Source organism: Breznakiella homolactica, from assembly GCF_016616095.2.
Lineage (GTDB): Bacteria > Spirochaetota > Spirochaetia > Treponematales > Breznakiellaceae > Breznakiella > Breznakiella homolactica.
In genome coordinates this window covers 595,282-619,589 of record NZ_CP067089.2, presented here as the reverse complement: position 1 = coordinate 619,589, position 24,308 = coordinate 595,282, and the positions used below count along the sequence as shown (strand labels likewise).

The 24,308-nt window shown below is 55.0% G+C and carries 23 protein-coding genes; 12 read left to right on the top strand and 11 right to left on the bottom strand.

The window, feature by feature from the left end; genetic code table 11:
* Window positions 1-95 precede the first annotated feature (95 nt).
* From JFL75_RS03100 to JFL75_RS03080, 5 genes are all read right to left on the bottom strand, one after another.
* Window positions 96-452, bottom strand: coding sequence for a P-II family nitrogen regulator (locus tag JFL75_RS03100; protein WP_215625235.1), 357 nt, complete (start codon window positions 450-452; stop codon window positions 96-98).
* Between the two features lie 24 nt (window positions 453-476).
* The gene (locus JFL75_RS03095; RefSeq protein ID WP_215625234.1) at window positions 477-1,268 is read right to left on the bottom strand and encodes a DUF1538 domain-containing protein; all 792 of its coding nucleotides are present in this window, start codon (window positions 1,266-1,268) and stop codon (window positions 477-479) included.
* On the bottom strand, window positions 1,265-1,954 hold the full coding sequence (locus JFL75_RS03090) for a DUF1538 domain-containing protein (protein ID WP_215625233.1): 690 nt from the start codon (window positions 1,952-1,954) through the stop codon (window positions 1,265-1,267). Before JFL75_RS03090 ends, JFL75_RS03095 begins: the two co-directional genes overlap by 4 nt.
* Before the next feature lie 97 nt (window positions 1,955-2,051).
* Window positions 2,052-2,618: a rhomboid family intramembrane serine protease gene (locus JFL75_RS03085; RefSeq protein WP_215625232.1), complete on the bottom strand. Its 567-nt coding sequence runs from the start codon at window positions 2,616-2,618 to the stop codon at window positions 2,052-2,054.
* Window positions 2,619-2,641: 23 nt separating this feature from the next.
* Window positions 2,642-3,418, bottom strand: a complete 777-nt coding sequence (locus JFL75_RS03080; protein WP_215625231.1) for an exodeoxyribonuclease III — start codon at window positions 3,416-3,418, stop codon at window positions 2,642-2,644.
* Window positions 3,419-3,943: 525 nt separating this feature from the next.
* Between JFL75_RS03080 and clpS the strand changes: the two genes are divergently transcribed.
* From clpS to treR, 8 genes are all read left to right on the top strand, one after another.
* Window positions 3,944-4,255: an ATP-dependent Clp protease adapter ClpS gene (gene clpS, locus JFL75_RS03075; protein ID WP_215625230.1), complete on the top strand. Its 312-nt coding sequence runs from the start codon at window positions 3,944-3,946 to the stop codon at window positions 4,253-4,255.
* Window positions 4,256-4,352: 97 nt separating this feature from the next.
* A complete protein-coding gene (gene clpA / locus JFL75_RS03070; RefSeq protein WP_490337720.1) occupies window positions 4,353-6,803 on the top strand; it encodes an ATP-dependent Clp protease ATP-binding subunit ClpA in 2,451 nt (816 codons plus the stop codon).
* 1 nt (window position 6,804) lies between these two features.
* On the top strand, window positions 6,805-7,617 hold the full coding sequence (gene aat, locus JFL75_RS03065) for a leucyl/phenylalanyl-tRNA--protein transferase (RefSeq protein WP_215625228.1): 813 nt from the start codon (window positions 6,805-6,807) through the stop codon (window positions 7,615-7,617).
* A 108-nt stretch (window positions 7,618-7,725) separates the two neighbouring features.
* Entirely contained in the window at window positions 7,726-8,583 is an 858-nt protein-coding gene (locus tag JFL75_RS03060) for a carbohydrate ABC transporter permease (RefSeq protein WP_215625227.1), read from the top strand.
* Window positions 8,576-9,394: a carbohydrate ABC transporter permease gene (locus JFL75_RS03055; protein WP_215625226.1), complete on the top strand. Its 819-nt coding sequence runs from the start codon at window positions 8,576-8,578 to the stop codon at window positions 9,392-9,394. Before JFL75_RS03060 ends, JFL75_RS03055 begins: the two co-directional genes overlap by 8 nt.
* A gap of 60 nt (window positions 9,395-9,454) precedes the next feature.
* Entirely contained in the window at window positions 9,455-10,693 is a 1,239-nt protein-coding gene (locus tag JFL75_RS03050) for a sugar ABC transporter substrate-binding protein (RefSeq protein ID WP_215625225.1), read from the top strand.
* Window positions 10,694-10,793: 100 nt separating this feature from the next.
* Window positions 10,794-12,452, top strand: coding sequence for an alpha,alpha-phosphotrehalase (locus JFL75_RS03045; RefSeq protein WP_215625224.1), 1,659 nt, complete (start codon window positions 10,794-10,796; stop codon window positions 12,450-12,452).
* A 166-nt stretch (window positions 12,453-12,618) separates the two neighbouring features.
* Complete coding sequence (gene treR, locus JFL75_RS03040; RefSeq protein WP_215625223.1) at window positions 12,619-13,332, top strand: trehalose operon repressor; 714 nt, start codon at window positions 12,619-12,621, stop codon at window positions 13,330-13,332.
* A 38-nt stretch (window positions 13,333-13,370) separates the two neighbouring features.
* On the opposite strand, the gene tdh is transcribed toward treR, so the two are convergent.
* Together tdh and JFL75_RS03030 are read right to left on the bottom strand one after the other, a co-directional pair.
* Window positions 13,371-14,393, bottom strand: a complete 1,023-nt coding sequence (gene tdh / locus JFL75_RS03035; protein ID WP_215625222.1) for an L-threonine 3-dehydrogenase — start codon at window positions 14,391-14,393, stop codon at window positions 13,371-13,373.
* A gap of 2 nt (window positions 14,394-14,395) precedes the next feature.
* Entirely contained in the window at window positions 14,396-15,829 is a 1,434-nt protein-coding gene (locus JFL75_RS03030) for a four-carbon acid sugar kinase family protein (RefSeq protein WP_215625221.1), read from the bottom strand.
* A gap of 646 nt (window positions 15,830-16,475) precedes the next feature.
* Here JFL75_RS03030 and gltX point away from each other — a divergent pair.
* Window positions 16,476-17,969, top strand: coding sequence for a glutamate--tRNA ligase (gltX, locus tag JFL75_RS03025; RefSeq protein WP_215625220.1), 1,494 nt, complete (start codon window positions 16,476-16,478; stop codon window positions 17,967-17,969).
* Complete coding sequence (rocF, locus tag JFL75_RS03020; protein WP_215625219.1) at window positions 17,966-18,874, top strand: arginase; 909 nt, start codon at window positions 17,966-17,968, stop codon at window positions 18,872-18,874. The genes gltX and rocF overlap by 4 nt, the downstream gene beginning before the upstream one ends.
* Before the next feature lie 46 nt (window positions 18,875-18,920).
* Here the strand turns inward: rocF and JFL75_RS03015 are convergent, their stop codons facing one another.
* From JFL75_RS03015 to JFL75_RS03000, 4 genes are all read right to left on the bottom strand, one after another.
* Window positions 18,921-19,727: a hypothetical protein gene (locus JFL75_RS03015; RefSeq protein ID WP_215625218.1), complete on the bottom strand. Its 807-nt coding sequence runs from the start codon at window positions 19,725-19,727 to the stop codon at window positions 18,921-18,923.
* A 119-nt stretch (window positions 19,728-19,846) separates the two neighbouring features.
* Window positions 19,847-20,647 carry a Sir2 family NAD-dependent protein deacetylase gene (locus JFL75_RS03010; protein WP_215625217.1) on the bottom strand — a complete coding sequence of 267 codons (801 nt, stop codon included), beginning with the start codon at window positions 20,645-20,647 and terminating at the stop codon, window positions 19,847-19,849.
* A 2-nt stretch (window positions 20,648-20,649) separates the two neighbouring features.
* Window positions 20,650-21,777, bottom strand: a complete 1,128-nt coding sequence (locus tag JFL75_RS03005) for a conjugal transfer protein TraF (protein WP_215625216.1) — start codon at window positions 21,775-21,777, stop codon at window positions 20,650-20,652.
* A 7-nt stretch (window positions 21,778-21,784) separates the two neighbouring features.
* A complete protein-coding gene (locus JFL75_RS03000) occupies window positions 21,785-22,525 on the bottom strand; it encodes a hypothetical protein (RefSeq protein ID WP_215625215.1) in 741 nt (246 codons plus the stop codon).
* 114 nt (window positions 22,526-22,639) lie between these two features.
* On the opposite strand from JFL75_RS03000, the gene JFL75_RS02995 reads away from it, so the two are divergent.
* Together JFL75_RS02995 and JFL75_RS02990 are read left to right on the top strand one after the other, a co-directional pair.
* Window positions 22,640-23,440: a TrmH family RNA methyltransferase gene (locus JFL75_RS02995; protein ID WP_215625214.1), complete on the top strand. Its 801-nt coding sequence runs from the start codon at window positions 22,640-22,642 to the stop codon at window positions 23,438-23,440.
* 35 nt (window positions 23,441-23,475) lie between these two features.
* Window positions 23,476-24,270, top strand: a complete 795-nt coding sequence (locus JFL75_RS02990) for an HAD family hydrolase (RefSeq protein WP_215625213.1) — start codon at window positions 23,476-23,478, stop codon at window positions 24,268-24,270.
* Window positions 24,271-24,308 lie beyond the last annotated feature (38 nt).

The following is a 24,308-nucleotide window of genomic DNA, read 5'->3' as shown; positions in this document are numbered from 1 at the left end:
ATTGTTGTTAGGGAAGAAAATTATTTTCATCGGGCCCCAGAAAACAGCAGAAGAAATAAACTAAATAAATATAAACGAGTTTTATTTCCGGACTGCTAGGTTTCGCCGCCGCCGGAAAAATCAACCGCAGGCAGATGCACAATTCCCGCAACCTTCGATACATCCACCATAAAACTTATGCCATTTCCGGATACATCGAGCTTTCCCGCAGTGTAAATCGCCTTAAAGACCGCGTCGGAATGGCATCTCTCGGCCAGAATGAGAATCACCTCCCGTTCCGGCTGGAACGCGACACCGAAAATCTTCATGCCCTCATGAATTCCCGTCCCCCTGCCGTTGAGGATGGTTCCGCCTTCGGCGCCGGCTTTCTTCGCGTGTTCCATCAGAACTTCGGCGTCGCCTTTTTTAACTATACTTACGATCAGATCGAATGTACCTTCACAAACTTTCATGGCCCCGTCCTGTCAAAAAAACTTTCATTTCCCGGTCCCCGCAGGGGGTACCGTTATTCTGTCAATATCCGCGGCTGCCGAAGCGTTTTTCCGGGATTTCCGTTCCTTAAACCGGTATAGCAAACCCAGCCCGAGAACCGTCAGGATGGGCATGACCGCCACCAGGGCGATTATGCCGAAACCGTCGGTCAGGGGATTGGCGTTCTCGATACGGCTCGCCGCGCCGATCGCCAGGGAAAGCAGAAAAGTAGCCGTCATGGTCCCGGTGGCGACACCCCCGGAATCAAAAGCTATGGCGGTAAATACCGGGGGGACGATGTAGCTCAAAATGAGGGCCAGGACATACCCGGGTATCAGAAAGTACCACAGGGACAGCCCCGCCAGGATTTTTACCATCGCCAGGGCAATGGCCACCGCAACCCCGATACACAGCGCGAAGAACATTATCCGCTTGGGAATGGCCCCGGCGGTTACTTTATCGATTTCCTGAACCAGCACATGCACCGAAGGTTCCGCGGTGGTAACGGAAAACCCCAGGAAAAACCCGATAGGCACCAATATCCAGCGGTAAGGAAGATCCGCCAGCAGTTCCCCCAGGGCGGCGCCCACGGGTATATAGCCGATATTGACCCCCTGCAGAAACAGGGTAAGCCCGGCAAAGGCGATCACCACCCCGAGGAAGATCTTCACGAAATACCGCCGGGTAACTTTGAGATAAAAAATATGGTACACCGTAAAAATCAGGAGCACCGGCGCCAGGGCAAGGGAGGTTTCCTCCAGTACGGCGGTGTAGCCCGCAAAAAGCCGCTGCATCATCGGTTAAGCACCCCCATGGCCAGAAGGGTAATCACCGGTCCCAAAGACGCGATGGCGAGAATACCGAAATTATTGGCCGAGGAACTGCCCTTGGAGGTTACCGAAGCCACACCAACCCCCATGGACATGATGAAGGGAACCGTCAGCGAGCCGGTGGTGACCCCGCCGGCGTCAAAGGCAAGACTCGCGAATTCCGGAGGACAGAATATAAGGAGGATAAAGACGATTCCGTATCCGGCGGTGAGAATGTATTTGACCTCAATCCCCTTGAAAATCCGGAACAGCGCCAGGGCAACAAAGAGCCCCACCCCCAGGGCGATGCCCAGGATAAGCGCAGGCTTGCTGACCGTATCCAGATACGCATCCGCCTGGGCGGCAAGGACCTGGACATCGGGTTCGGGAAGGGTTACCACCACACCGATGATGAATCCGAAGAGCAGAATAATGCGCATCTTTCCGCTTTTAACCAGGGAAGACCCGAAAGATTCCCCGAAGGGAATAAACCCTATTTCAAGGCCGATGAGAAACATGGTAAGCCCCACCACCAGAAAAACGGTTCCCGCCAAAAAATCAAAGTAATAATCCCAGGGCAGCCGGGCGATGGTAAATTGGAGAATAGAAATCAGTATCACGATGGGGATGACCCCGTACAGTACTTCCAGCAGGGTGGATTTTATTTTTTCCACTGGTTCCCCTTTTTATTTACCTACAGTATAGGAAACCCATCCCGGGGACGCAAGAAAATACCGCCGGGACGGAAAACAAAAGGGATCCCGGCGCTGATCAGTATTTGCGGGCGGCGGGCCGGAAAAACCCGAAAAGGCTGCCGCAGAAGCCCCCCACGATATGGGCAAATTCCGATATATTATTCGAGGAAAATGAATTAAACAGTTCCCTGCCGAGATAGAGGAACAGCACCAGTATAAAGGTCAGGGGGATTTCACCGTGGTTGAAGTTGGTGAACGAAGCCAGCAGTATCATCATAAACACCACCCCGGAGGCTCCCAGCAGGGCCGTGGGGAACAGAAACGCGTTAAGCAGCCCCGTCACCACGGCGGTAACGGCGATCATGAAAATCAACGACAGGGAACCGTAATTTTCCTCCAGGATCGGGCCGATCAGAAGGATAAAGGAAAAGTTTGAAATCAGGTGATTCCAGTTGGCGTGTCCGACGACATGGGTAAAAACACAGACCCAGTTGCGGAAACTTGAGGGAGAGAAGGTATTCTTCCCGGGAACCATAAACCAGTCCCGGGTCAGGCTGGGCAGGACCGTCTGGGAGAGGATAAGCACCAGGGCGCTCAGAAACGCGTAGGTAAGAACCGTCGGTGAATTGTACTTTATCCGCATCGCTATTTCCTTAATTACAGGTTTTACAGCAATTCCAGTTCCACCGGGCAGTGGTCCGATCCCGCCACATCGGGGCGTATAACCGCGCGCCGCACCCGGGGCAGAAACGCCGGGTCAACACAGTGGTAATCGATTCTCCATCCCTCATTCCGCTCCCGGGCGCGGGTACGGTAGGACCACCAGCTGTAATGGCCGATCTCACCGGGGTGGAAATGCCTGAAGGTATCAATATACCCCGCTCCGGTAAACCGGTCCATCCAGGCCCGTTCTTCCGGCAGATACCCCGCGCTGCCTTCATTTTCATCCGGCCGGGCGAGATCGATGGGCGTATGGGCAATATTGTAGTCGCCGCAGAGGACAAAATGCCGTTTTTCCGCGGCTATGGAATCACAGAGCTTTAAAATCGCATCACAGAAAGCCAGTTTGTACGCCAATCTGACGCCTGCCTCCTGGGAATTGGGAAAATACGCGGTAATAAGCACGAATTCCCCGAAATCGGCCCGCAGAACCCGTCCTTCGCCGTCGAATTCCGGGATTCCCAGGGGCTGTACGTCCTTTGGTTCGGTTTTGCTGTATACCGCCACGCCGGAGTACCCTTTTTTCCTGGCGCTGCTCCAATAGGAATAATAGGGCTTCCCGGAACCGTCCGCAGGGCGCAGCAGATCCGGGGAAAGCTGTCCCGGATGGGCCTTTGTTTCCTGGAGGCAGACAATATCCGCGTCCTCATCCCGTATCCAGGCCGGAAAACCCTTCTTTTCCGCAGCCCTGATTCCGTTGACATTCCAAGAAATAATCCGCATTAGGTGCAGTATAAAGACCCAACCCCGGTATGGCAAGAACCGCGCAAAGAAGCATGGGGGATAACGGGTCCGGGGGGCCCGTCGTATGAAAAAAATCCCGCAGAGCGGTATTTCTTTTCATACGACACCCCTCGTTACCGGTACGGCTCCATGCTTCTTTGCGCCCTCCCCGGGGGTACTCGGTGTTGGGGATTTTTCTGTTGAGGAGGGAAGAATCGGTATGGGCAGATTTTTCTGTTAGGGGTAAAGCGCTATCCGGGGATTGTTACCCTCACCTAGTGACCAGAAGTGGGGGTAACGGAAGCCACGCGAAGCGGGGCTGCAGTGAGGGGGAGCAGCCCTCCCTGACGGGGCAGCACCGGGCCGGTTGAGCCGGAAAGCACCCGGGCCGGAACGGCAACGCCGGGTGCTTTCCGGCTTGTCAGACCCGGTGCTCCCCCATACCATTGTTTTGTTGCGGTTTTTTGAGTATTATAGAAAGGAACCTATACTTGTAACATTATCGCCGCTTCAGAGGTTTTATATATGCCGGAAAACATGGGGAACGGAACACAACTAGCTTCAAAAATTGAAGAACAGCTTAAGGAACCAGAAGAATTCCGGGTAATTCTGCTTAACGATGATTACACAACCATGGATTTTGTGGTTGAAGTTCTTATGCATATATTCCATAAATCCCTGGAAGACGCCACCAGAATTATGCTGGATGTCCACCTGAAAGGCCGGGGAATGGTGGGAATTTACACCTATGATATTGCCCTTACCAAGGCTGATCAGGTCCACAGCCTTGCCCGGCAGAACGAATTCCCCCTCCGCTGCCTGGTAGAAAAGGTCTAAACCCGCTTTCTCCGGCCGCAGGAGAGAAGAATTTGTTTTATTTGTCATTTTTTTGTAAATTTACTACGTGAGGGGTATAGTATCCCCAGAGGAGTTTATGAGTATGAAAATAAGCCGCCATGTGCAGGCTATAATAAACGCGGCGTACAATGAGGCAAAGGTCCGGAACCACGAATACCTGACCCCCGAACACATTCTGTACGCGGCCCTTGCTTTTGATGAGGTACAGGAAATTATCACCGCCTGCGGCGCCAACCTGGACCAGCTTAAGCTCGGTATGGAAAATTACTTTGAGCAGAAAGTACCGGTCCTGGAAAACACCGAACCAACTCAGACCGTGGGTTTCCAGAGTGTGCTTGAACGGGCGGTGCTCCAGAGCCAGTCCTCGCATAAGGAATCCCTGGATGTGGCGGATATTCTGGTATCGCTCTACGATGAAGAACGCAATTACTGTGCCTATTACCTCAGAAAGGTGGGTATTAAACGCCTGGAACTCCTGGAAGTAATTTCCCACGGGACCGAAAATCCCGATGACCCCGATTACGACTATACAAAAGAAGACCAGGAATCCTTCGGGGAAGACGACAGCGGACAGCAGCCGGAGGATCCAGCCGGAGACGCTCCTCCGGACCAGGGACAGAAAGGAAAGACCAGCAAGCGGAGCGCCCTGGAGCGGTACGCCACGGAGCTTACCGCCCTTGCCCGGGACGGCCAGCTTGAGCCGGTTATCGGCAGGGAACTCGAGCTTGAACGGACCATACAGGTACTGTGCCGCCGTCTCAAAAACAACCCCGTCCACGTGGGTGATTCCGGAGTCGGGAAAACCGCCATCACCGAAGGACTGGCCCAGCGCATTGTGGCCGGAGAAGTCCCCCCGGTGCTTAAGGATTTTCTGATTTATTCCCTCGATATGGGAGCCTTGGTGGCGGGTACGAAATACCGCGGCGACTTTGAGGAACGGATCAAGCGGGTTATCGAGGAAATTCTCAAAAAAGAACGGGCCATCCTGTTTATTGATGAAATCCATACCCTGGTGGGCGCCGGTTCGGTTTCCGGCGGTTCCCTGGACGCGTCCAATCTGCTAAAGCCGGCCCTTACTTCCGGCAAGATCCGGTGCATCGGTTCCACCACCCACGAGGAATACGGAAAATTCTTTGACAAGGACCGGGCGCTCTCCCGGCGGTTCCAGAAAATCGACATTCCGGAACCGGTTGAATCCGATGCCATTGCCATTCTGAAGGGCCTGAAACACAAATACGAGGATTACCATAAGGTCCGCTATACCGATGATGCCCTGGAAGGCGCGGTACGGCTGTCCGCGCAGTTCATAACCGAACGCCGGCTGCCGGACAAGGCCATTGACGTTATCGACGAAGCCGGAGCCTTTGCCCGGATACAGGCCTTCAAGGAGAGCGCCGCAAACGGGAATGACCGTGAGGCTGAAGAAAACGGCGGCGCCGCCGCGGAAGTACTGGACCGGGAAGATCAAACCGAAAAGGCCGCGGCCGAAACCGTTTCCGCCGGAACCGTTTCCGCCGGAACCGGTGATGTGCAGGTAATCGAAATCGGTTTGCCTCAGATCGAGACCGTGGTCTCACGGATCGCCCGGATACCCGAGCGGTCAGTGGGAGAAAGTGAAAAAGACAAGCTCCGCAGCCTCGAACCGAAACTCAGGGCCCGGATATTCGGCCAGGACGCGGCGGTGGACGCCGTGGTTAACGCGGTCAAACGTTCCCGGGCGGGATTCCGTGCGGAGAACAAACCCGTGGCGAATTTCCTCTTTGTGGGCCCCACCGGGGTCGGAAAGACCGAGCTTGCCCGGAGTCTGGCGGACATACTGGGTGTTTCCATGCACCGCTTCGATATGAGCGAATACCAGGAACGGCACACCGTCAGCAGGCTCATCGGGTCCCCGCCGGGATACGTGGGTTACGAAGAGGGCGGCCTCCTTACCGAAGCGGTCCGCAAGCAGCCCCACGCCGTGGTGCTCCTGGATGAGATCGAAAAGGCCCATCCCGATATATACAACATACTGCTGCAGATCATGGACTACGCCACCCTGACGGACAACAACGGCCGGAAAGCGGATTTCAGAAACGTAGTGTTCATCATGACCAGCAACGCCGGCGCCCGGGATATCGGCAAACAGCTTATAGGATTCGGGGAACGGACCACCGGCGAGTCCGAAGTGGACAGCGCCGTGGAAAAAATATTCACCCCGGAATTCAGGAACCGCCTGGACGGTGTGGTACGGTTCGGCCATCTTTCCCAGGATATCATGGTTTCCATTGTATCCAAAGAACTGGAGGCGTTCAAAAACCAGCTGGCCGAAAAAAAGGTCACCCTGGAAGTAACCGATGCCGCTACCAACCAGCTGGCCCAGGAAGGCTACAGCCGGGAATTCGGCGCCCGCAACGTGGGAAGGCTTATTGAAGATAAAATCAAGGCCTTTTTCGTAGACGAAGTGCTCTTCGGGAGGCTCAGCGAAGGCGGCAAAGCCCGGGCGGACTGGGTGGACGGTGAATACCGCATAGAGGTGCTGTCCTGATATGCGGGGCCGGATAAGACCTGGCCCTGATCCGGATTTTCCGGTACTGGACGAATATCAGCGCTATACCTTCCCCGTTCCCGGAAAGGACGGGGACGGTATCGTTGCCCTGGGGGGAAACCTCTCCCCGGGGATGCTGCTTTCGGCCTATGAACAGGGAATTTTTCCCTGGTATAACCCGGAAGATCCGGTACTGTGGCACTCCCCGGACCCGCGGTTCGTAATTTTCCCTGAGAATCTGCATATCTCAAAATCCATGAACCGTCTTTTAAAAAAAAGTGAATTTGAATTTGTCCTGGACCGGGATTTTGAAGGGGTTATCCGAAACTGCGCCGCCGCGGCCCGGCCCGGCCAGGACGGTACCTGGATAACCGATGACATGATCAGCGCCTACTGCAGGCTGCACCGCCTGGGATGGGCCCATTCGGCGGAAACCTACCATGACGGGGAACTTGCCGGCGGCTGCTACGGTATACGGCTGGGAGATGTTTTCTTCGGCGAATCCATGTTTGCAAAAATGCCCAACGCATCGAAAGCCGCGTTTCTCCCCCTGGCCAGACTTCTTTTTTCAGATGGGGTCGCCTTTATCGACTGCCAGGTTCCCACCCAGCATCTGCGGAGCCTCGGCGGGATGGAGATACACCGCGGTGATTTCCTAGCCCTGCTGAAGAGTACTCTCTCCCGCCGGTGGGTTCCGGAGGACCGGGGAAACGAAGCGGTTTTTTACGGAAAAGCCGATGCCGCCGACCGCCGGGGCAACTGGGGAACCATGTACCCTGATCCGTATCTCCCCGCGCTTCAGCCGGGAAAATAGCGAAAATCAGTAATCTTAACAAAAAGAACCTCGTTTTTTCTTGACTGAACCTATACGTACAGGTTATCATTTCAGAGTAATTTGTACGTATAGTACGAGGGGAACTGTATGCCGCTTAAAAAAAAGATCCCGGTTATGGAAATCCTGCTTCTGCTTCCCATGTCCGTGTATATCCTGGGCATGACCATTGTGCCGATTTTCCAGTCGATACTTCTTGGCTTCCAGGATGGAACTACCGGCAAGTGGGGGCTGCAGACCTATCAATACCTGTTCAACCGGCCGGATTTTACCAATTCCATATTCAATACCATCTTCGTTGCCCTGGTCAGCCTGGCATTCCAGCTCTGCCTCGGATTAATCATCGCCCTGGTGCTGAAAAAGAAGTTCCGGGGAAAAGGTATTGTCCGGGCCATTGTGCTGACCCCCATGGGTATCCCTACACTGGTATCGGGTATCATCGCACTCTATATTTTCGGGACCTCCGGTTATCTGAACGAAATACTGTTCCGGCTTGGGCTGATTACTGTTCCCATAAACTGGACCAGCGGCGGACTGCGGAGTCTTCTGGTCATTATCGTGGCGGATACCTGGAAGGTGCTTCCCACCATGGTACTGCTGCTCCTGGCGGGGCTTGAATCCATCCCCGACGAACTGTACGAGGCGGGGAAAATTGACGGTACCACCGAGGCCAAGGCCTTCCGGTTCATCACCCTGCCCCTGCTGAAATCGACGATCACCATGTCGGTGCTGTTCCGGGCGGTGGACGCCTTCCGGATTTTTGAACTCCCCCAGATTCTCGTGGGGCGGCGGATTCCCTTTATCGCCACCTACGCCTATGAGGAATACGCCCTGAACAATACCAACGCCTCCGGGGCGGCGTCCACGGTGCTTCTGGTGATCATCCTGGTATTTGCCCTGCTCTATCTAAAGTTCATCGACAGGGGCGAAGGATTCAGCAATGGCTAAAAGAATACTGGCCAGAACCGGGCTTACCCTTCTTATCGCGGCAATCTGTTTTGTGATGATCGCTCCGGTCTACATTATCGTAAAGGTTTCCTTTGCCGAACCCTGGGAAGTCCTGACCCAGCATCCGACCCTGCTTCCCCATTCATTTACCCTGCGCCACTGGACCAATGTCATTACCTCGGGAAATCTCTGGCCGGCCCTTTACAAGAGTCTGGTGGTAGCCTTTTCCACCATGTTCTTTTCGATCCTCGTCGTGGCCCCCGGCGCGTACGCTATTTCCCGTCTGTCCCCGAAGGTAAAGTACGGCTTTATTATGGTGCTGTTCTTTACGAAAATGTTCCCCACCGTGGGCATCGCCCTGCCCATTTCCATCACCTTTTTAAAATGGAATCTCCTGGACACCAACACCGGCCTGGTCCTGGCCCATCTCATTCAGCAGATCCCCTTTATGGCGTGGATCCTCGTTTCCACCTTTTCAGCCATCCCCCGGGATCTTGAGGAAGCCGCGTCCATTGACGGATGCAACCGAATGCAGACCCTGATGCGGATCGTGTTTCCCGTGGCCATGCAGGGCATTGCCACCGCCGCAATGTACGTGTGGCTCAATTCCTGGAATGAGTTTACCTACGCGCTGTACCTGTCCCTGACCACAAAGACCCTGCCCCTGAGTGTCTACTACTATGTGCAGCGGGGCGGCTTCTTCCAGCAGGCGGCCTACGCCACCATTCTGGCCATTCCGGTAATGATCATTACCTTTGTGCTGCAGCGGTATCTGAAATCCGATTACCTGAGCGGCGCGGTAAAAGGCTGATTTGTATGCAACCGGGCCCGGCGGGGTTTCCGGAACCTATATTTTTTGGAGGAATTGAAAATGAAAAGGCTTTTTAATAACAGCCTGCTGATGCTGATCTGTATGGTTCTGATTGCCCTGACATTCGCGGGCTGTTCAGGAAAAAGCAGCGGAACATCCGGGGAACAGCGGATCCTGAACGTAACCATGGCGCTGAGCGAAGAAGAATGGGCAGTCATGCGCCAGCATGTAATCGCCCCCTTCGAAAAGCAGCACAACGCCACGGTCAAGGCGATCCAGGTGGAAGCAGCGGACGTGGTCAAGAAACTGCAGGCCATGCATGGAGCGGGAAAAATGGAAATCGACCTGCTGGCCCAGGACGTGAACAATACCGCGGCCCTGGTATACGGCGGTCTGGTGGAGGATCTTTCCGAATACGTCTCCATCATCCCCGCGGAATCCGTGGGCCGGCTCGCGGCGGCGGGAAAATTCGGGGAGAAAACGTACTTTCTCCCTTACCGTCCGAATGTTGAAATCAATTATTATAATGAAGCGAAGTTCAGCCAGTACGGTCTGACCCCTCCCACGGATTGGGACAGCCTGCTGGCGGTGGCTAAAGCCTTCAGGGAAAAAGAAGGGATCAACCGGGTGCTGCTGAAGATGAAGATGTCCGGTGACATTATCGAAGCGGCGGAGTTCATCCGGGGCGCCGGCGGCGATCCCCTGATACTGAACGACGAAGGCAGTATCCGTGCATTCACCTTCCTCCAGGAACTGTGGCCCTACCTTTCGGAAAGCACCCTCAACGCATCTTTCAGCTCCACCAACGGCTTTATAGCGAAAGAGGAAGTGTACTACGCTCCCAACTGGCCCTTCGGTGTTAACATCATCGTCAAGGACGGCGGGAAGACCGAGATCAAAGCCAATGAAGGGCTCCGGGGCCCGGTGTCCTACGTTAAGACCCTGGGCGGAGAAATGCTCGGTATTCCCGTGGGTTCCCCCAACAAGGATCTGGCTATTGAATTCATCAAGTACCTGCAGAGCCGGGAAGTCCAGGAAATCCTCATGAAGCAGAACGGCTGGCCGTCCTTCAGGAACGACGTGTACGGCAATGTGGAAGCGTGGCAGAAGCCCTACTTCGATGTCACCGTCAAGGCCCTGGCCGTGGCGGAACCCCTGCCCAACGTGCCCTACTGGGCAACGGCTTCCCAGGCTGTCAACGACGCCTGCAAGGAAATCCTCCTGGACCGCAGGGATGTCCGGACGACCCTCAACAAATACGCCCAGGTAATTGCCACCGCCCGGGCGGCGGCGCAGTAACCCGCCGGAAATCCGGTCCCGGAATACGGGGCCGGACCTCCGGGATTACAAAAAAAACTCCGGACGGATTTTTAAAACTCACACAGCAAGGATCATATCTATGAAAAATCTGGGCACCACGGCGGTATATCAGGTGTATGTCCGGTCGTTCCGGGATTCCGGCGGCGACGGCTTCGGCGACCTGCCCGGGGTAATTGAGAAACTGGATTATATTGCAAGCCTCGGGGTTGATTACGTATGGCTCACACCCTTTCTCAAATCACCCCAAAAGGACAACGGCTACGATATCGCGGATTACCGCGCCATTGAACCGGTCTTCGGCACAATGGAAGACTTCGAACGGCTTGTAGCGGAAGCGGAAAAACGGGGTCTCAAGATCATGATGGACATGGTTATCAACCATACATCCACAGCCCATGAGTGGTTTCAGAAGGCCCTTGCGGGGGACGAAAAATACCTGAACTACTATATTTTCCGCAAAGGAAAAAACGGACAGCCTCCGACAAACTGGAACAGCAAATTCGGGGGCAGCGCCTGGGAATACGTACCCGGCCTGGATCTGTTTTACCTCCATCTGTACGCCCGGGAACAGGCGGACCTCAACTGGGACAACCCTGCGGTCCGGAAGGAACTCCAGGATGTGGTCAACTTCTGGATCGGCAAAGGTGCCGGCGGCTTCCGTTTCGATGTGATCAACGTCATTTCAAAGCCCGCTGTTTTTGAGGATGCCCCTGGCGGTGACGGCAGGCATCTGTATACCGACGGGCCGAATGTTCACGCCTACATCCGGGAACTCAACGAGAATTCCTTCGGCCGCCACCCGGAAATGCTTACCGTGGCGGAACTGAGTTCCACCAATATCGGGAACTGTATCCAATACACCCGGCCGGAAAACCATGAGTTCAACACGGCCTTCCAGTTTTACCACCTGCGGATCGATTACACCAACGACCGGAAATGGGAGCCCGGAACGCCGGATACGGATAAACTCAGGAACACTCTGAATGAATGGCAGACCGGCATGCAGCGGGGCGGCGGCAATATGAGCCTCTTCTGGTCAAACCATGACCAGCCCCGGATTGTTTCCCGGCTGGGTGACGAAGGTCCGCTGTGGAAGGAATCCGCCAAGATGCTTGCCACTCTGATGTACTTTCTCAATGGGGTTCCTTTTATTTATCAGGGTGAAGAAATCGGGGCCATGAACGGCGGCTTCAAAAGCATCGGCCAGTACCGGGATGTGGAAACCATAAACCACTTTGATATTCTGAAAAACGAAGGCAAAACGGAAGAGGAAATTCTCGGTATTTTCCGGCAGAAATCCCGGGACAACGGCCGGCTGCCCATGCGCTGGGACGGATCAGACCTTGGAGGATTTACCCGGGGGACACCCTGGATCGGCCTGGGTCAGGGTACGAAAGCCAATGTCCGGGACGAGGAACAGGACGTCGATTCCATTCTGGTCTACTATAAACGGCTGCTCGGGATGCGGAAAACCTATCCGGTCCTTTCATCGGGAACATTCGAACCAATCGCAATTGCGGAAAAAAACGTCTACGCGTACCGCCGCTGCCTGGGAGCCAATACCGCCTGGATCTTCTGCAATCTTTCCAGGGATTCCCTTGTGCTGGATATTCCCGGCGCCGGAATGGAACTGAAAGGATTCCGAGCCGTTTTCGGTAATTACGCCGATCCGGCCGTGCCGGGTCAGGCAGGCCTTTCCCTGAAGCCCTATGAAGCGGTGGTCTACGGAAATTTCTGATACCTCATGCCCGGGAAACAGCAGCGGTACCCATCCCGGACCGGAATCCTGCACCGGCGTTTTCCGCCGGCAGAAACGGTCCGCCTGAAACCCGGAACCGGCATTCCGGGTTTCAGGATTTCCGGTAATATGGTATAATTAATGCCGAGGTTTCCATAGCAGTGCCATGAACAGAAAATATATGCATTTATACGCCCAAATGGCGGACCGGATAGAACAGGGTGAATTCCCGGAAGGCAGCCTTCTGCCGTCGGAAAGCGAACTCATGGAAGCCTACACCTACTCCCGGGACACGGTGAGAAAATCCCTCAACCTTCTGGAATCCCAGGGATATATCACCCGGGTAAAGGGAAAAGGCTCGGTGGTACTCGGCCTCTCGCGGTATGACTTTTCCGTTTCCAACCTTATCAGTTTCAGGGAACTGAGCCGGCATATGGAGCTTCCCACAAAAACCCGGGTCATCAACCTGGCGCTGGAAGAAGGCCCTTCCCATATACGGGAGAAGCTCCGCATGGAACCCAAGGACCGGCTCTGGTTTATCGCCCGGAGCCGGGAGATCGGCGGCAAACGGATAATTCTGGACAAGGATTACCTCAACGACCGGTTTGTTCCGATGCTGAACACCGCGGTCTGTGAAAATTCACTCTACGAATATCTTGAAAAAGAGCTGGGGCTTAAAATCAGTTTTGCCCATAAGGAAGTGGTGGTGGAGCATTCCACCGAAGAGGACCGTCAGAACCTTGACCTCGACCAGTACGATCTTCTGGTGGTGGTCAGGTCCCTGGTGTACCTGCAGGACGGTGAAATCTTCCAGTACAGCGAATCCCGCCACCGGCCGGACCGCTTCCGCTTCGTCGACTTTGCCAGAAGAATCCACTGATCCCGGCGGAGTTAAAAACCGTCCGGACCCGCGGCACGCTATTCGAAACTGAGAATAACCTTGCCGCTTTCCCCGCTGAGCATGGCGTCAAACCCTTTCTGGAAGTCATCAAAAGCAAATCGGTGGGTTATCACCGGAGCAATCGATAATCCGCTGGTGAGCATGGCCTGCATTTTATACCAGGTTTCAAAAATCTCGCGGCCGTAAATGCCCTTAAGATGGAGCCCCTTAAAAATAACCTGATCCCAGTCGATCTTCGTTTCCGGCGGAAGGATTCCCAGGAGAGCTATCCGCCCGCCGTGGTACATGCCTTCCAGCATGGACTCGAAGGCGTCTCCGGATCCGGACATTTCCAGTCCGATATCGAACCCGTGCATCCCTTCCCGCTTAATAAATGCGGCCACCGAATCGTTCTTTACGTCGATGGTATGGGTAGCGCCCAGTTTTTTCGCCAGATCGAGTCTCCAGGGATTGAGGTCCGTAACAACGACCCGCCGGGCGCCCACATGGCGGCAGATCGCCGCAGCCATGCAGCCGATGGGTCCCGCCCCGCTGATCAGAACGTCTTCGCCGATCATTTCAAAGGAAAGCGCCGTGTGGGTCGCGTTTCCGAAGGGATCGAAAATCGCCGCCTCTTCATCGGATATGGAGGGGTGGACCCGCCAGGCGTTTGACGCGGGCAGGCACAGGTATTCGGCGAAGCACCCATCCCGGTTGACCCCGATTCCGCTGGTATTGGGGCAGAGGTGGCGCCGGCCCGCCAGACAGGAACGGCAGGTTCCGCAGACAATATGGCCTTCCCCGGAAATCCGTTCCCCCACGGACCAGCCGGTGACCGAGGAGCCGATTTCCACAATCTCACCGACGAATTCATGGCCGATAACCATGGGGGGCTTAATTGTCTTCTGTGACCAGGCATCCCATTTGTAGATATGGACATCGGTGCCGCAGATGGCGGTTTTTCTGATCTTAACCAGGAGATCATTGGGGCCGATCTCGGGAACGGGCACATCCTGCATCCAGATACCCACCCCGGCTTCTTTTTTTACCAGCGCTTTCATACTTACCCCCGAAGTTTTTCTACCGCTTCTTTCAAAGCATTGTCACTCCCTACATTTCCGGGAAAAATCACATAGGCTATACCAGGGAAACGGCTTTCAGGACCGGTCTTCCAGACAGGGATTCCCGGAAGAATCTGTCCCATTACCATGGCCCTCCTGACCTTGAGCCCCTTGGTTCCCACATCGCTGGAGGTTATGCCGCCCTTGGCAATAATAAACCCCGGGGCCGTCCGCAGATTCGCGACGATCCCCGTAAGGCCGTCGGAAATAGTAACCGCCAGCCGGAGTTCATCCTCCCGGTTCCCGGTATTGAGATCGAACCGTTCCCGCCGGGTCTGGATCACCGCGGTACGGCCCGCTTCGATTTCCTTTTCCGCGAGGTTCTGCACCCGGCTTATCTCACCGGCGAAGGCGGCGCTGTCCAGCGCCAGATGCTGGTTCAGTTCGAGGAACACCACATCCGGCAGTTCCTTAAGCTTTTCCAGCTGCCGGGTGGTTTTGCTTACATGTGAACCGGCAATGATTATGCCGCCCCTTGAACTGCCGCTCCGGAGTTCAGCGCCGCCGAGAAGGGGCCGGCCGGGTTTACCCAGGAGGACCTTTAAAATTCCCGCCGCGGACCGGAGGATGTACCGCTTGCCCGAGGCGGCGGCTTGGATAAAGGAAATCACGAAAACCTTTATATCATCGTAATCCAGGGCATTGACAATCAGTTTACGGAATCCCGAAAGCCCGGTCAGTTTTTCCGTAATAGCCCGGTAATCTTCCCTGCGGAGTTCATCGATGCTCACGGAAACCACATCCCCGGCCCCGAAGGTCCCGCCGGTTTTTTCCGCTACCCAGTCCTTAAGGTTTGAACTTGTATACCCGAAGGTTTTGTCCCGGGCGAATTCCGATTCTCCCACGGGGAGGAGTTTTCCATTCTCTTCGAGGAAATGAATGTCATCCGCGGTATAGCGGCCGCCCTCGGGAAAGAAGGGACAGATTATTTCTCCGTCCACCGGTATTTCCAGCATTTCCTCGGTCACCCGGCGGAGGGTTTCCGTTTCCGCGGGATAATGGCCGCGCAGGGTCGAATCGCCTCTGCTCACCAGGATATAATCCCGGCCGGTCAGCTTCGACGCCTCCGCGATGTTCCGCGCGATGGTGCGGTGAAGCTCCTTCGTATCATCATGGGACAGGCTCCGGGAATTGGTAAGTATAAAAAACATGGTTCCTTCACCGCGCATTTCCGCGGCGATACTTTCGGTATCCCATACGGTCAGTACCGCTACATCATAGACCGTCTGAATACCCGTGGGATCATCATCCAGGACAATAAACTGGCGGTCCAGTGACTTCAGCGCCGGGATAAGTATCCTGTCGATTTCAGCGGTATCATACGCCGGATACCGGGCGGCAAGCTCCGATAGGGTGAGTCCTTTAATTCCGTTCATGCAAAACCTCTCATGCATTGCGAAGCGTTGTACAGATGCTTTCAGCAGAAATATTTTGACAAATCCCTATTTTCTTATAGACAGAATAATTGTACTCCGGCTTTCCGCTAGGGTCAATTATTGGGCACAGAAAAATCTCCATTGTGAGTTAAATTACAACGCCTTCAAAAGAATTCATCACTGAACAAGATAGGGTCTGAAAAAAATATATACCTAACGATAGGTATATTTAATTATTCCGGGTTTTGCCTCCGTATCCGGGAACCAGAAGTGGGGGCAGCGTAAGACTTGCCGCCTATGGCGTCAAGTTTTTTAGGAGTTGTGCAAAGCAAAATTCCACACTTACTGCGGCAAGGCTGGAGCGAGGGGGAGCCGCCCGCGCGACCGGGCAGCACAGAGCCGGTTAAGCCGGAAGGCACCCCGCCCGTACTGGCTGCGCCGGGTGTCGGGGAAAAACGGTGTTGAGCGACTTTCGAGGCCGCAGGCCGACGAGGAGCCAACACCGTTTTTCCCCGACGGGCCCCGCGGACCCGGTAACACACGGGTGGTGCCTTCCGGTTTGCCAGACTCAGTGCTCCCCCGCAACGTGGACTCAACGGGCTAAGCTCGGTATACTTAGGGAGAATCTAAATTGCGGAGTTTGCAGATGAAAATACGAGACCGGTACGCCCCCTCCCCCACGGGTTTGCAGCATGTAGGCGGGGTTCGCACCGCCCTGTTCAACTACCTTTTTGCCCGTTCAAAAAACGGGAAATTCATACTCAGGCTGGAAGATACCGACCGGACGCGGTTTGACGAATCCTTTGTACAGAACCTGTACGACACGTTTAACTGGCTGGGTATGGCCTGGGACGAAGGGCCCGATATCGGCGGACCGGCTGCGCCCTATGTACAGTCGGAACGGACCGAAACGTACCGGGAATACGCCAATGAACTCATCCGGATGGATAAAGCTTATTACTGCTTCTGTTCCTCCGAGCGGCTTGAGGAGATCCGGAAAGAACGGGAGGCCTCCCGGTCCAGTGAAACCGGCTATGACCGCCACTGCAGGAGTCTGGATTCGGCCGCCGCCGCCGAACGGGCTGCCGCGGGCGAACCCCATGTGGTACGCCTCAAAATACCCCTCGGGGAAGTGACCCGTTTCCATGACCATCTCCTGGGAGATATTGAATGGAAAAACGATGACGTAAACCCCGATCCCGTGCTCCTCAAGTCCGACGGGTTTCCCACCTACCACCTTGCCAACGTGGCGGACGACCATCTGATGAAAATCAGCCACGTCCTCCGGGCCCAGGAATGGCTGCCCTCAACGCCGCTCCACGTAATCATGTACCGGGCCTTCGGCTGGGACCATCCTGAATACTGCCATCTGCCCATGGTGATGGGCCAGGACGGGAAAAAACTGAGCAAACGCCATGGGGCGACCAGTATCGACGAATTCCGCCGCCAGGGCTATCTTCCGGAGGCGCTTATCAATTACGTCGCCCTTCTGGGAGCGTCCTATGAAGAAGGCAAGGAGATATATAATCTCCCGGAACTGGCGGAGCGTTTCAGCCTGGAGAAACTCAACAAGGCGCCGGCTATTTTCGATTATAAAAAACTTGAATGGTACAACGGGCAGTATATCCGCATGAAGGATGACCGAGAACTGGCGGCCTTATCCTTGCCCTACGCGGCCGCGTCAGGGCTTTTCGGCACCCAGGGCCAGGAACCGTCACCGGAACAGGAACGGCTTTTTACGGAAGCCATGTATCTGATCAAGGAACGGATTTCTTTTCTCCATGAGGTTCCGGAAAAAATACAATACCTCTTTTCCCTGCCGCCGCTGCCGCCGGCGGAGGATTTTATCCCGAAAAAGGGCGACCTGTCCGGTACCGTGAAACTCCTTGAACAGGGGCGGCCCCTAATTGCTCCCATGGCATCCATGAATGACGCGGAAGCGGAGATATTCATCAAGGAATGGGCGGAAAAAGAAGGGGTCAAGCTGGGGGATATTATGATGCTCCTCCGGGTTGCCGTAACCGGCGCCCGGGTCAGTCCGCCGCTGTTCGGGTCGGTCCGGCTCCTGGGTGCGGAGGAATCCCTTAAAAGGCTGGACCGGGCGCTGGAAGCCCTTAAAAAAACCGGCGGAGCCGCATGAAAGTACGGGTAATAGAGCTTCCCCTGGATTTCGGGGCGAGCCGCCGGGGGAGCGATATGGGGCCCTCGGCGATACGCCTGGCGGGGCTTAAACAGGCTCTGGCCGACATAGGCCACGAAAGTGAAGAGAGCTTTCCGGGTATACCGGTTCCGGCTCAGGAATACCTGGAAGAAGGAAATGAGCGGTATAAATATCTGGCCCCCATTGCCGAAGCCTGCGGTGAACTGGCGAAGCGGGTGGAAAAGGCCGTGGACGACGGTGTGTTTCCCCTGGTTCTCGGGGGGGACCATTCCATCGCTATCGGAAGCCTGGCCGGCCTCGGTTCGGCGTATAAAAAACGGAGCAAAATATGGGGAACCCTCTGGGTCGATGCCCACGGCGACTTCAATACCCCCGAAACCACCCCTTCCGGGAATATCCACGGCATGTCCCTGGCGGCGGCCTGCGGATACGGCAGGGAGGAACTGTGTTCCCTTCATGGTAATTTCCGGAAACTCGACCCCCGCAATGTGGCCCTGGTGGGTGTCCGGGACCTGGATACCTTTGAAAAGGACAATATGCGCGAAGCCGGGGTTACGGTCTTTACCATGACCGAAGTTGACCGCCTGGGCATCGCGGAAGCGGCCCGCAGGATTATCAGTTTCTTCAGGGAACGGGTGGATATTCTCCACGTCAGCGTTGATATGGATGCCATGGACCCGATGATTGCCCCGGGCGTCGGCATCCCCCTGACCGGAGGCTTCTCCTACCGGGAGGTGCTGCTGCTGGCGGAAGAGCTGGGGACATCGAAGCTCCTGGGCTCCGCGGAGATTGTGGAGGTCAACCCGGTCCTCGATGTGCGTAACCAGACTGCCCGGATGGCGGTGGAAATAATAAGCCGCCTTTTGGGAGGAACCATATACTGAAAAAAGGCGCCCTGAGGCGCCTTTTTTCATATTCGATAGAATCTGATTACATAATGGGAAGTCCGAAGACTACGCCGATTGAGAACGCCCGGTCCGAATCAAAGGCATCCATAATCATGGCATCGATAACAAGTTTGTACTTGCTGAGCGCGGGAATAGCCGCGAGGTCGATGCGGACACCGGTATTCAGACAGCCCCTGGCGGGATTGCTGCCCCGGATGGCGCCGGTGCTGTAGGGGAAGTTGGAGAAATCCACGAGCCAATGGACGTACCGCTGGAAAATATCGGGGAACAGTAAGAGATCGAAACCCATACCAAAGTCGATATCGCTTTCCATGTCTTCGTGGAAGGTGTATCCCACCACCATGGTGGTTTCCGCGGGCATTTTGAAGAACGTGCCGGCGTAGGTTGCCGCGAGATAAATCTGGCCGCGGGTTTCCTTTGTCAGGTCATTCCCCATATCAATCAGCTGGAGATTACCGCCGATGGCAATGGCGGTACTTGTGGTGGGCAGCTGCAGCTTAGCGCCGATGATCATGTCATTGTTCGGTTCCCAGTCTTCGTTCGAAGTATCGTACTTTTCCTGGAAATCAAAAGCGGCGGACACTTCCACCCATTTAAAGAGGCTCAGGTTGAGCTTTGCGATGTGGTTTGCCCCGTCCTTGATCATGGCATGGTAGCCTACATCGAGTCCTAAGTCGGCGCTCCGTTCCCATCCGATGCGGCCGGACGGTATATTGTATAACCCCGTCGCACCGTTAAGGCTCATTCCTTTAAGGGATTGTGCCATCAGAGCAGGGGACACAACTGCGAGAACAAACAATAAAACAACAGCTTTCCGTAATTTTTTCATCAAACCCTCCTAAATATAATTTAATGATTTTAGAATTGCCGTCTTAAAATCCATTGCCTATAATGATACTTGTTTATGTCAATTTAATAAAGACGTAATTTTGAAATATAACAAATTTTTTATCCGGCTTCTGATGTAAGAAATGAGAAAACCGTCTCCAGATCGTCGAAACGCAGGATGGCCCGGGAATCCATGGGGGTAACCATATTGTTGACCAGGACAATGTCCCCGCCGTCCCGCAGGGTGTATTCCGGAAGAAAGGCGGCGGGATATACCGTAAGGCTCGTTCCCAGGACCAGCATAAGGTCGGATTTCCGCGCAAGCCCTTCCGCGTTTTTAAGGGCTTTTGCGGGAAGGGCCTCGCCGAAAAAAGTTATTCCCGGTTTAAGCACCGAACCGCAGATACCGCACCGGGGCATATCCCCTGCCCGCACAATAGCCGCCGCCTCGGAAAAGCCCATAACAGCGGGATTGCCGCGGACCGCATCATCCGCATCAAAGTCCTCCGGGGAACAGCCGTCCATGCAGTTCAGGCAGTAATGCAGTGACGGGGAGCCGTGGATTTCGACAACCCGCCGGCTTCCGGCTTTTTGGTGGAGCAGGTCAATATTCTGGGTGATAATACCCTCGAGCAGCCCCGATTGCTCCATCCGTGCCAGGCCGATATGCACAATTGAAGGCTGAATTTCATCAAGGGTATAAAATAGCGTTCTGGCGGCATTGTAGTAATATGAAGGATCCCTGCGGAAATACTCTATATCAAATATCTTATCAGCGTCGAATTCCGTATATAGGCCGTTTTTCCCCCTGAAATCCCTGATGCCCGAAAGGGTACTCACCCCGGCGCCGGTGAGGGCGGTACAGCAGCGGGCGCTGCGGATCAATTCCGCGAGCGCTTTCAGTTCAGGAGAAGTATCCATGGTTAATACCGGAAAAGAAGGCCCAGCGTCATGGCGTAAACCGGGCGGGTACCCGGGTCCATCCCCAGTTCTTTGCCGTAAAGGGCAAAATCAAGCTTGCAGATCCACAGGTCAAGCCCGATACCGCAGGCCGGAAGGGCATCCTGGATACCGGCGCGGAGAAATATCCGGTTTAAGATCCTTACCTCCGTCCCAAGGCTTATATTAAGAATGGGGTTCCGCGGAATCGGATTCATAAAATCCAGAATGTCCCGGTAATCCGCCATCACGCTGATACCCAGATATTTCCAGTTGAGGGCATTCACCATAACCCCCAGGTTGAGCCGGGGCGCGACCGTATCCCAATAGGGGTCCCGCCGTTCATCGGGGTCTTTCATCAGATCCGGAGTCACATAAACCGGAGAATACACATCGTTGCAGACAACGGCGGCTGAAAACAGTTTGGCGAATTCATACCGGACCCCAAGATCGAGGCCGATGCCCGCGGTGGTATCCATCGAAAGCAGATCTCCGAATTGGGTGAACCGCAGAAGGGAATAACTGCTGGTTGAACCGATTCTGAAAAGGCCCTTAAGGGTGAATCCCGCGTCAAGGATATGGCTGCCCTTCTCCATGAGCCGGAATCCGTACCCGCCGACCAGTATTGCGTCCGCGTTGGCGGTTGCCCGCATGGACATTCCATTTATGGCTATATCAACGTAAGCCCGGTCGAAAAAACCTATTCCGAAGCCGTTCCTCACAAAGGCCAGGGAAACGGGGCCTCCTAAATCAAGGCCCAGGGCCATCCGGCCGTTTTTATCAAGAAGCTTCGAAATCCCGGATAAATCCAAAGGATTGTCAGAGTCGTCTTCTATCCAGTCTGCTATTTCCCCGATAAAATCGGCTAATTCCAGTATAGGTCCGTGGGTTCCCAGGGTTATCTCGGCGACACTGAACTGTTTTACCGACGCCAGGGACGCCGGATTTATCAGAAGAACATCAACATCCTCGGCAAAAGCCACATGGGATCCGCCCATGGCGTTGAGCCGGGCGGAGGGCATCGTAAAAGGGGCTATTTTTTCGGCGGAAAGGGCCGCGCCGCAGAAAATAAAAATCAGAGCCGCCGGAATTAACCGGGTTTTATTCCTCATATAAACCTTACAGCAATCCCAATTCTTCCAGGATATCCCTCAGGGCTTTTTCACCGTCCGAGCCGGTGCCGGCCCCGATTTTATCTCCCACCCCCTGGGCCAGGGCCAGGGCCATTTTTTCATTATCATTTTTGGGATTGGCGGGATCAAAGCCGTTCTCAAGATACTCATCGGCGCCGCCGTTATTTTTAGACTCAGCGGCCAGCAGAATCACCGCCGCCATACCCAGATCCTCAGCGGCGGAATTGTCGAGGAACGCCTGGAACCCGGCGGGGTCCGTATCGGGATCAGGCAGTATCCTGACCAGGATATCACTGGTTTCGCCGAGGTTTCCCAGACTGTCGATGGTACTGTTTATTATTGCGGAAATCTTGCCGTTGTCGTCTTCATCGGACGCTTTTAAAATATCCCCCACATTGCCGATGATCTCATTGCCGATACCCGACGCGTTGGTGGCGGCTTCCAGGGCCGCCGACTGGAGATCGGTTTTATCCTTGCCTGAGGCTTTTGAAACAGCGTCTTCAATGCCCCGCAGCACCGCGAGGGACATATCCGGGTCGTTTTCGGCTTGAGCGATGAGGTCGTGTACGTTGTCACTGTTCACGGGGATGGTCTTACCCGACCAGTCCCTGGCAGCCCAGGATCCCAGGGATGTGGAAAAAAAGTCGGTACATGCGGTAAAAAACAGGGAAAAGACTGCCGGCAGGGCCAGAAACAAAACTATACGGCGGAACCGCGGCTTTTTCATTTTGACACCCCCTCACTGAAAAACAAATCGGCATATAAAATATAACACATATTACAGAGGAATACAGCTCCGGGATAGTTTAAATTGTGCTGATAAGCGGGGTATGATACTGTCATGCTTCGGGATATTTCAATTTTTTCATCCCTCCGCGACCGGGATCTTGCCCGGGAGGGACTAATCATCGGTGAGGGCCGTTTTCTGGCCGAACGGATCGCGGCATCGTGTTCCCTGGTGGCCGCCGCGGCGGTTCCCAAGGCCCGGGAAAAAATGGAAACCATTATCCGGGGGCAATGCCCGCTCTACGAAGTTTCCCAGGAGGAACTTTCCGGAACAGCGGGATACGGGTTCCACCGGGGAATGCTCCTGGCCGCCCGGCGTCCGGAAATCCCTTCTCTGGAGGGCCTTCGGGTACCACGGGAAGGCCGGCGGATTGTCGTCTGCGCCGGAATCGGCGATCCGGTAAACCTGGGCACCATCATGCGGAGCGCCGCCGCCCTTGGATGGGAGGGCGTATTCATGGACAGAAACTGCGCCGATCCCTTCAGCCGGAGGACCCTCCGGTGTTCCATGGGAGCCGCCCTTTCCCTGGAACTTGGATATTTTGAAGGCCCCGGTGATATGGCGTATCTGAAAAATACAGGCTGGGTTCTTGCCGGAGCGGCCATCGGCGGAAAGGCGCTGCCGCCGGCGGCGCTGGCGTCCGCGGAAAAACTGGCAATACTGTTCGGCAGTGAAGGATTCGGGCTGCCGGAACAACTCCGGGACGAGTGCAGTATGGAGGTATATATACCCCAGGTGCGGAATACCATGGTGGATTCCCTTAATGTAGCCGCCGCCGCCGCCATTCTCCTCTGGGAAGGCCGCCCGGAAGACACCGGAAGGGGATTTCCCGCGGATCACGGCTGCGGTCCATAGTATGACAGTATTGTTCAGGATGGTATAATCGGGACATGAAAGAAATAAAACTCGTCGTAAGCGACCTTGACGACACCTTTCTGAACAAGGAGAAGACGGTTATCCCCGAACTGATCCGGTGTGTTGAGGAACTGAAGGAACGGAATATCCTCTTTTCATTTATCAGCGGCCGCCCGCCCTACGGCATACAGCCCTATGCCGAACAGGTACCGGTTACCGGTCCCCTGGTCGGCTGCAACGGCGCGGTTATCTACCGCGGGGATTTGGTGCTGGCGCGCCATTCTTTTTCACTGGGGCTTCTCAGGGAAATCATGGAAAAATCCGCCGCGTTGGGAATGACGGTCCTCTTTTACAGCGGCGATACCGAATATACCCTTTCCGAAACAGAATGGACCCGGGACCGGTTCAAAGGGGGCCGGTCTCTTCCGGTTAAATCCATGAGCCCCGGTGACTGGAAAACCATGACCGCGGAAAAAGTAAACATCATGTCTCCTCCCGGCGGCATGGAATTCTCGGTTTTCCGGAAGGAACTCGAACCGCTGCTCTCTCTTTTTTCGGTTGCCCTGTATGATGGTTTCGGATGCGAAATAGCCGCGCCGGGAATAAACAAAGCCGAAGGCTTGCGGGAGCTGTGTTCCATCGTAAAGGTCCCAATGGAAAACACCCTGGCGGTCGGGGACAACGCCAATGACCTTGAAATGGTCCGGGAAGCCGGAATCGGCGCGGCGGTGGCAAACGCCGTTGAGCCGGTCAGGAACGCCGCGGACTACGTCTGCCAAAACCAGTATGGCCTGGGCGTGCTGGAGGCGATCCGCCGGTTTTGCTTTTAACCGGAATTGCGTTTTGCGGCGGCCGCCGCGGCCAACGT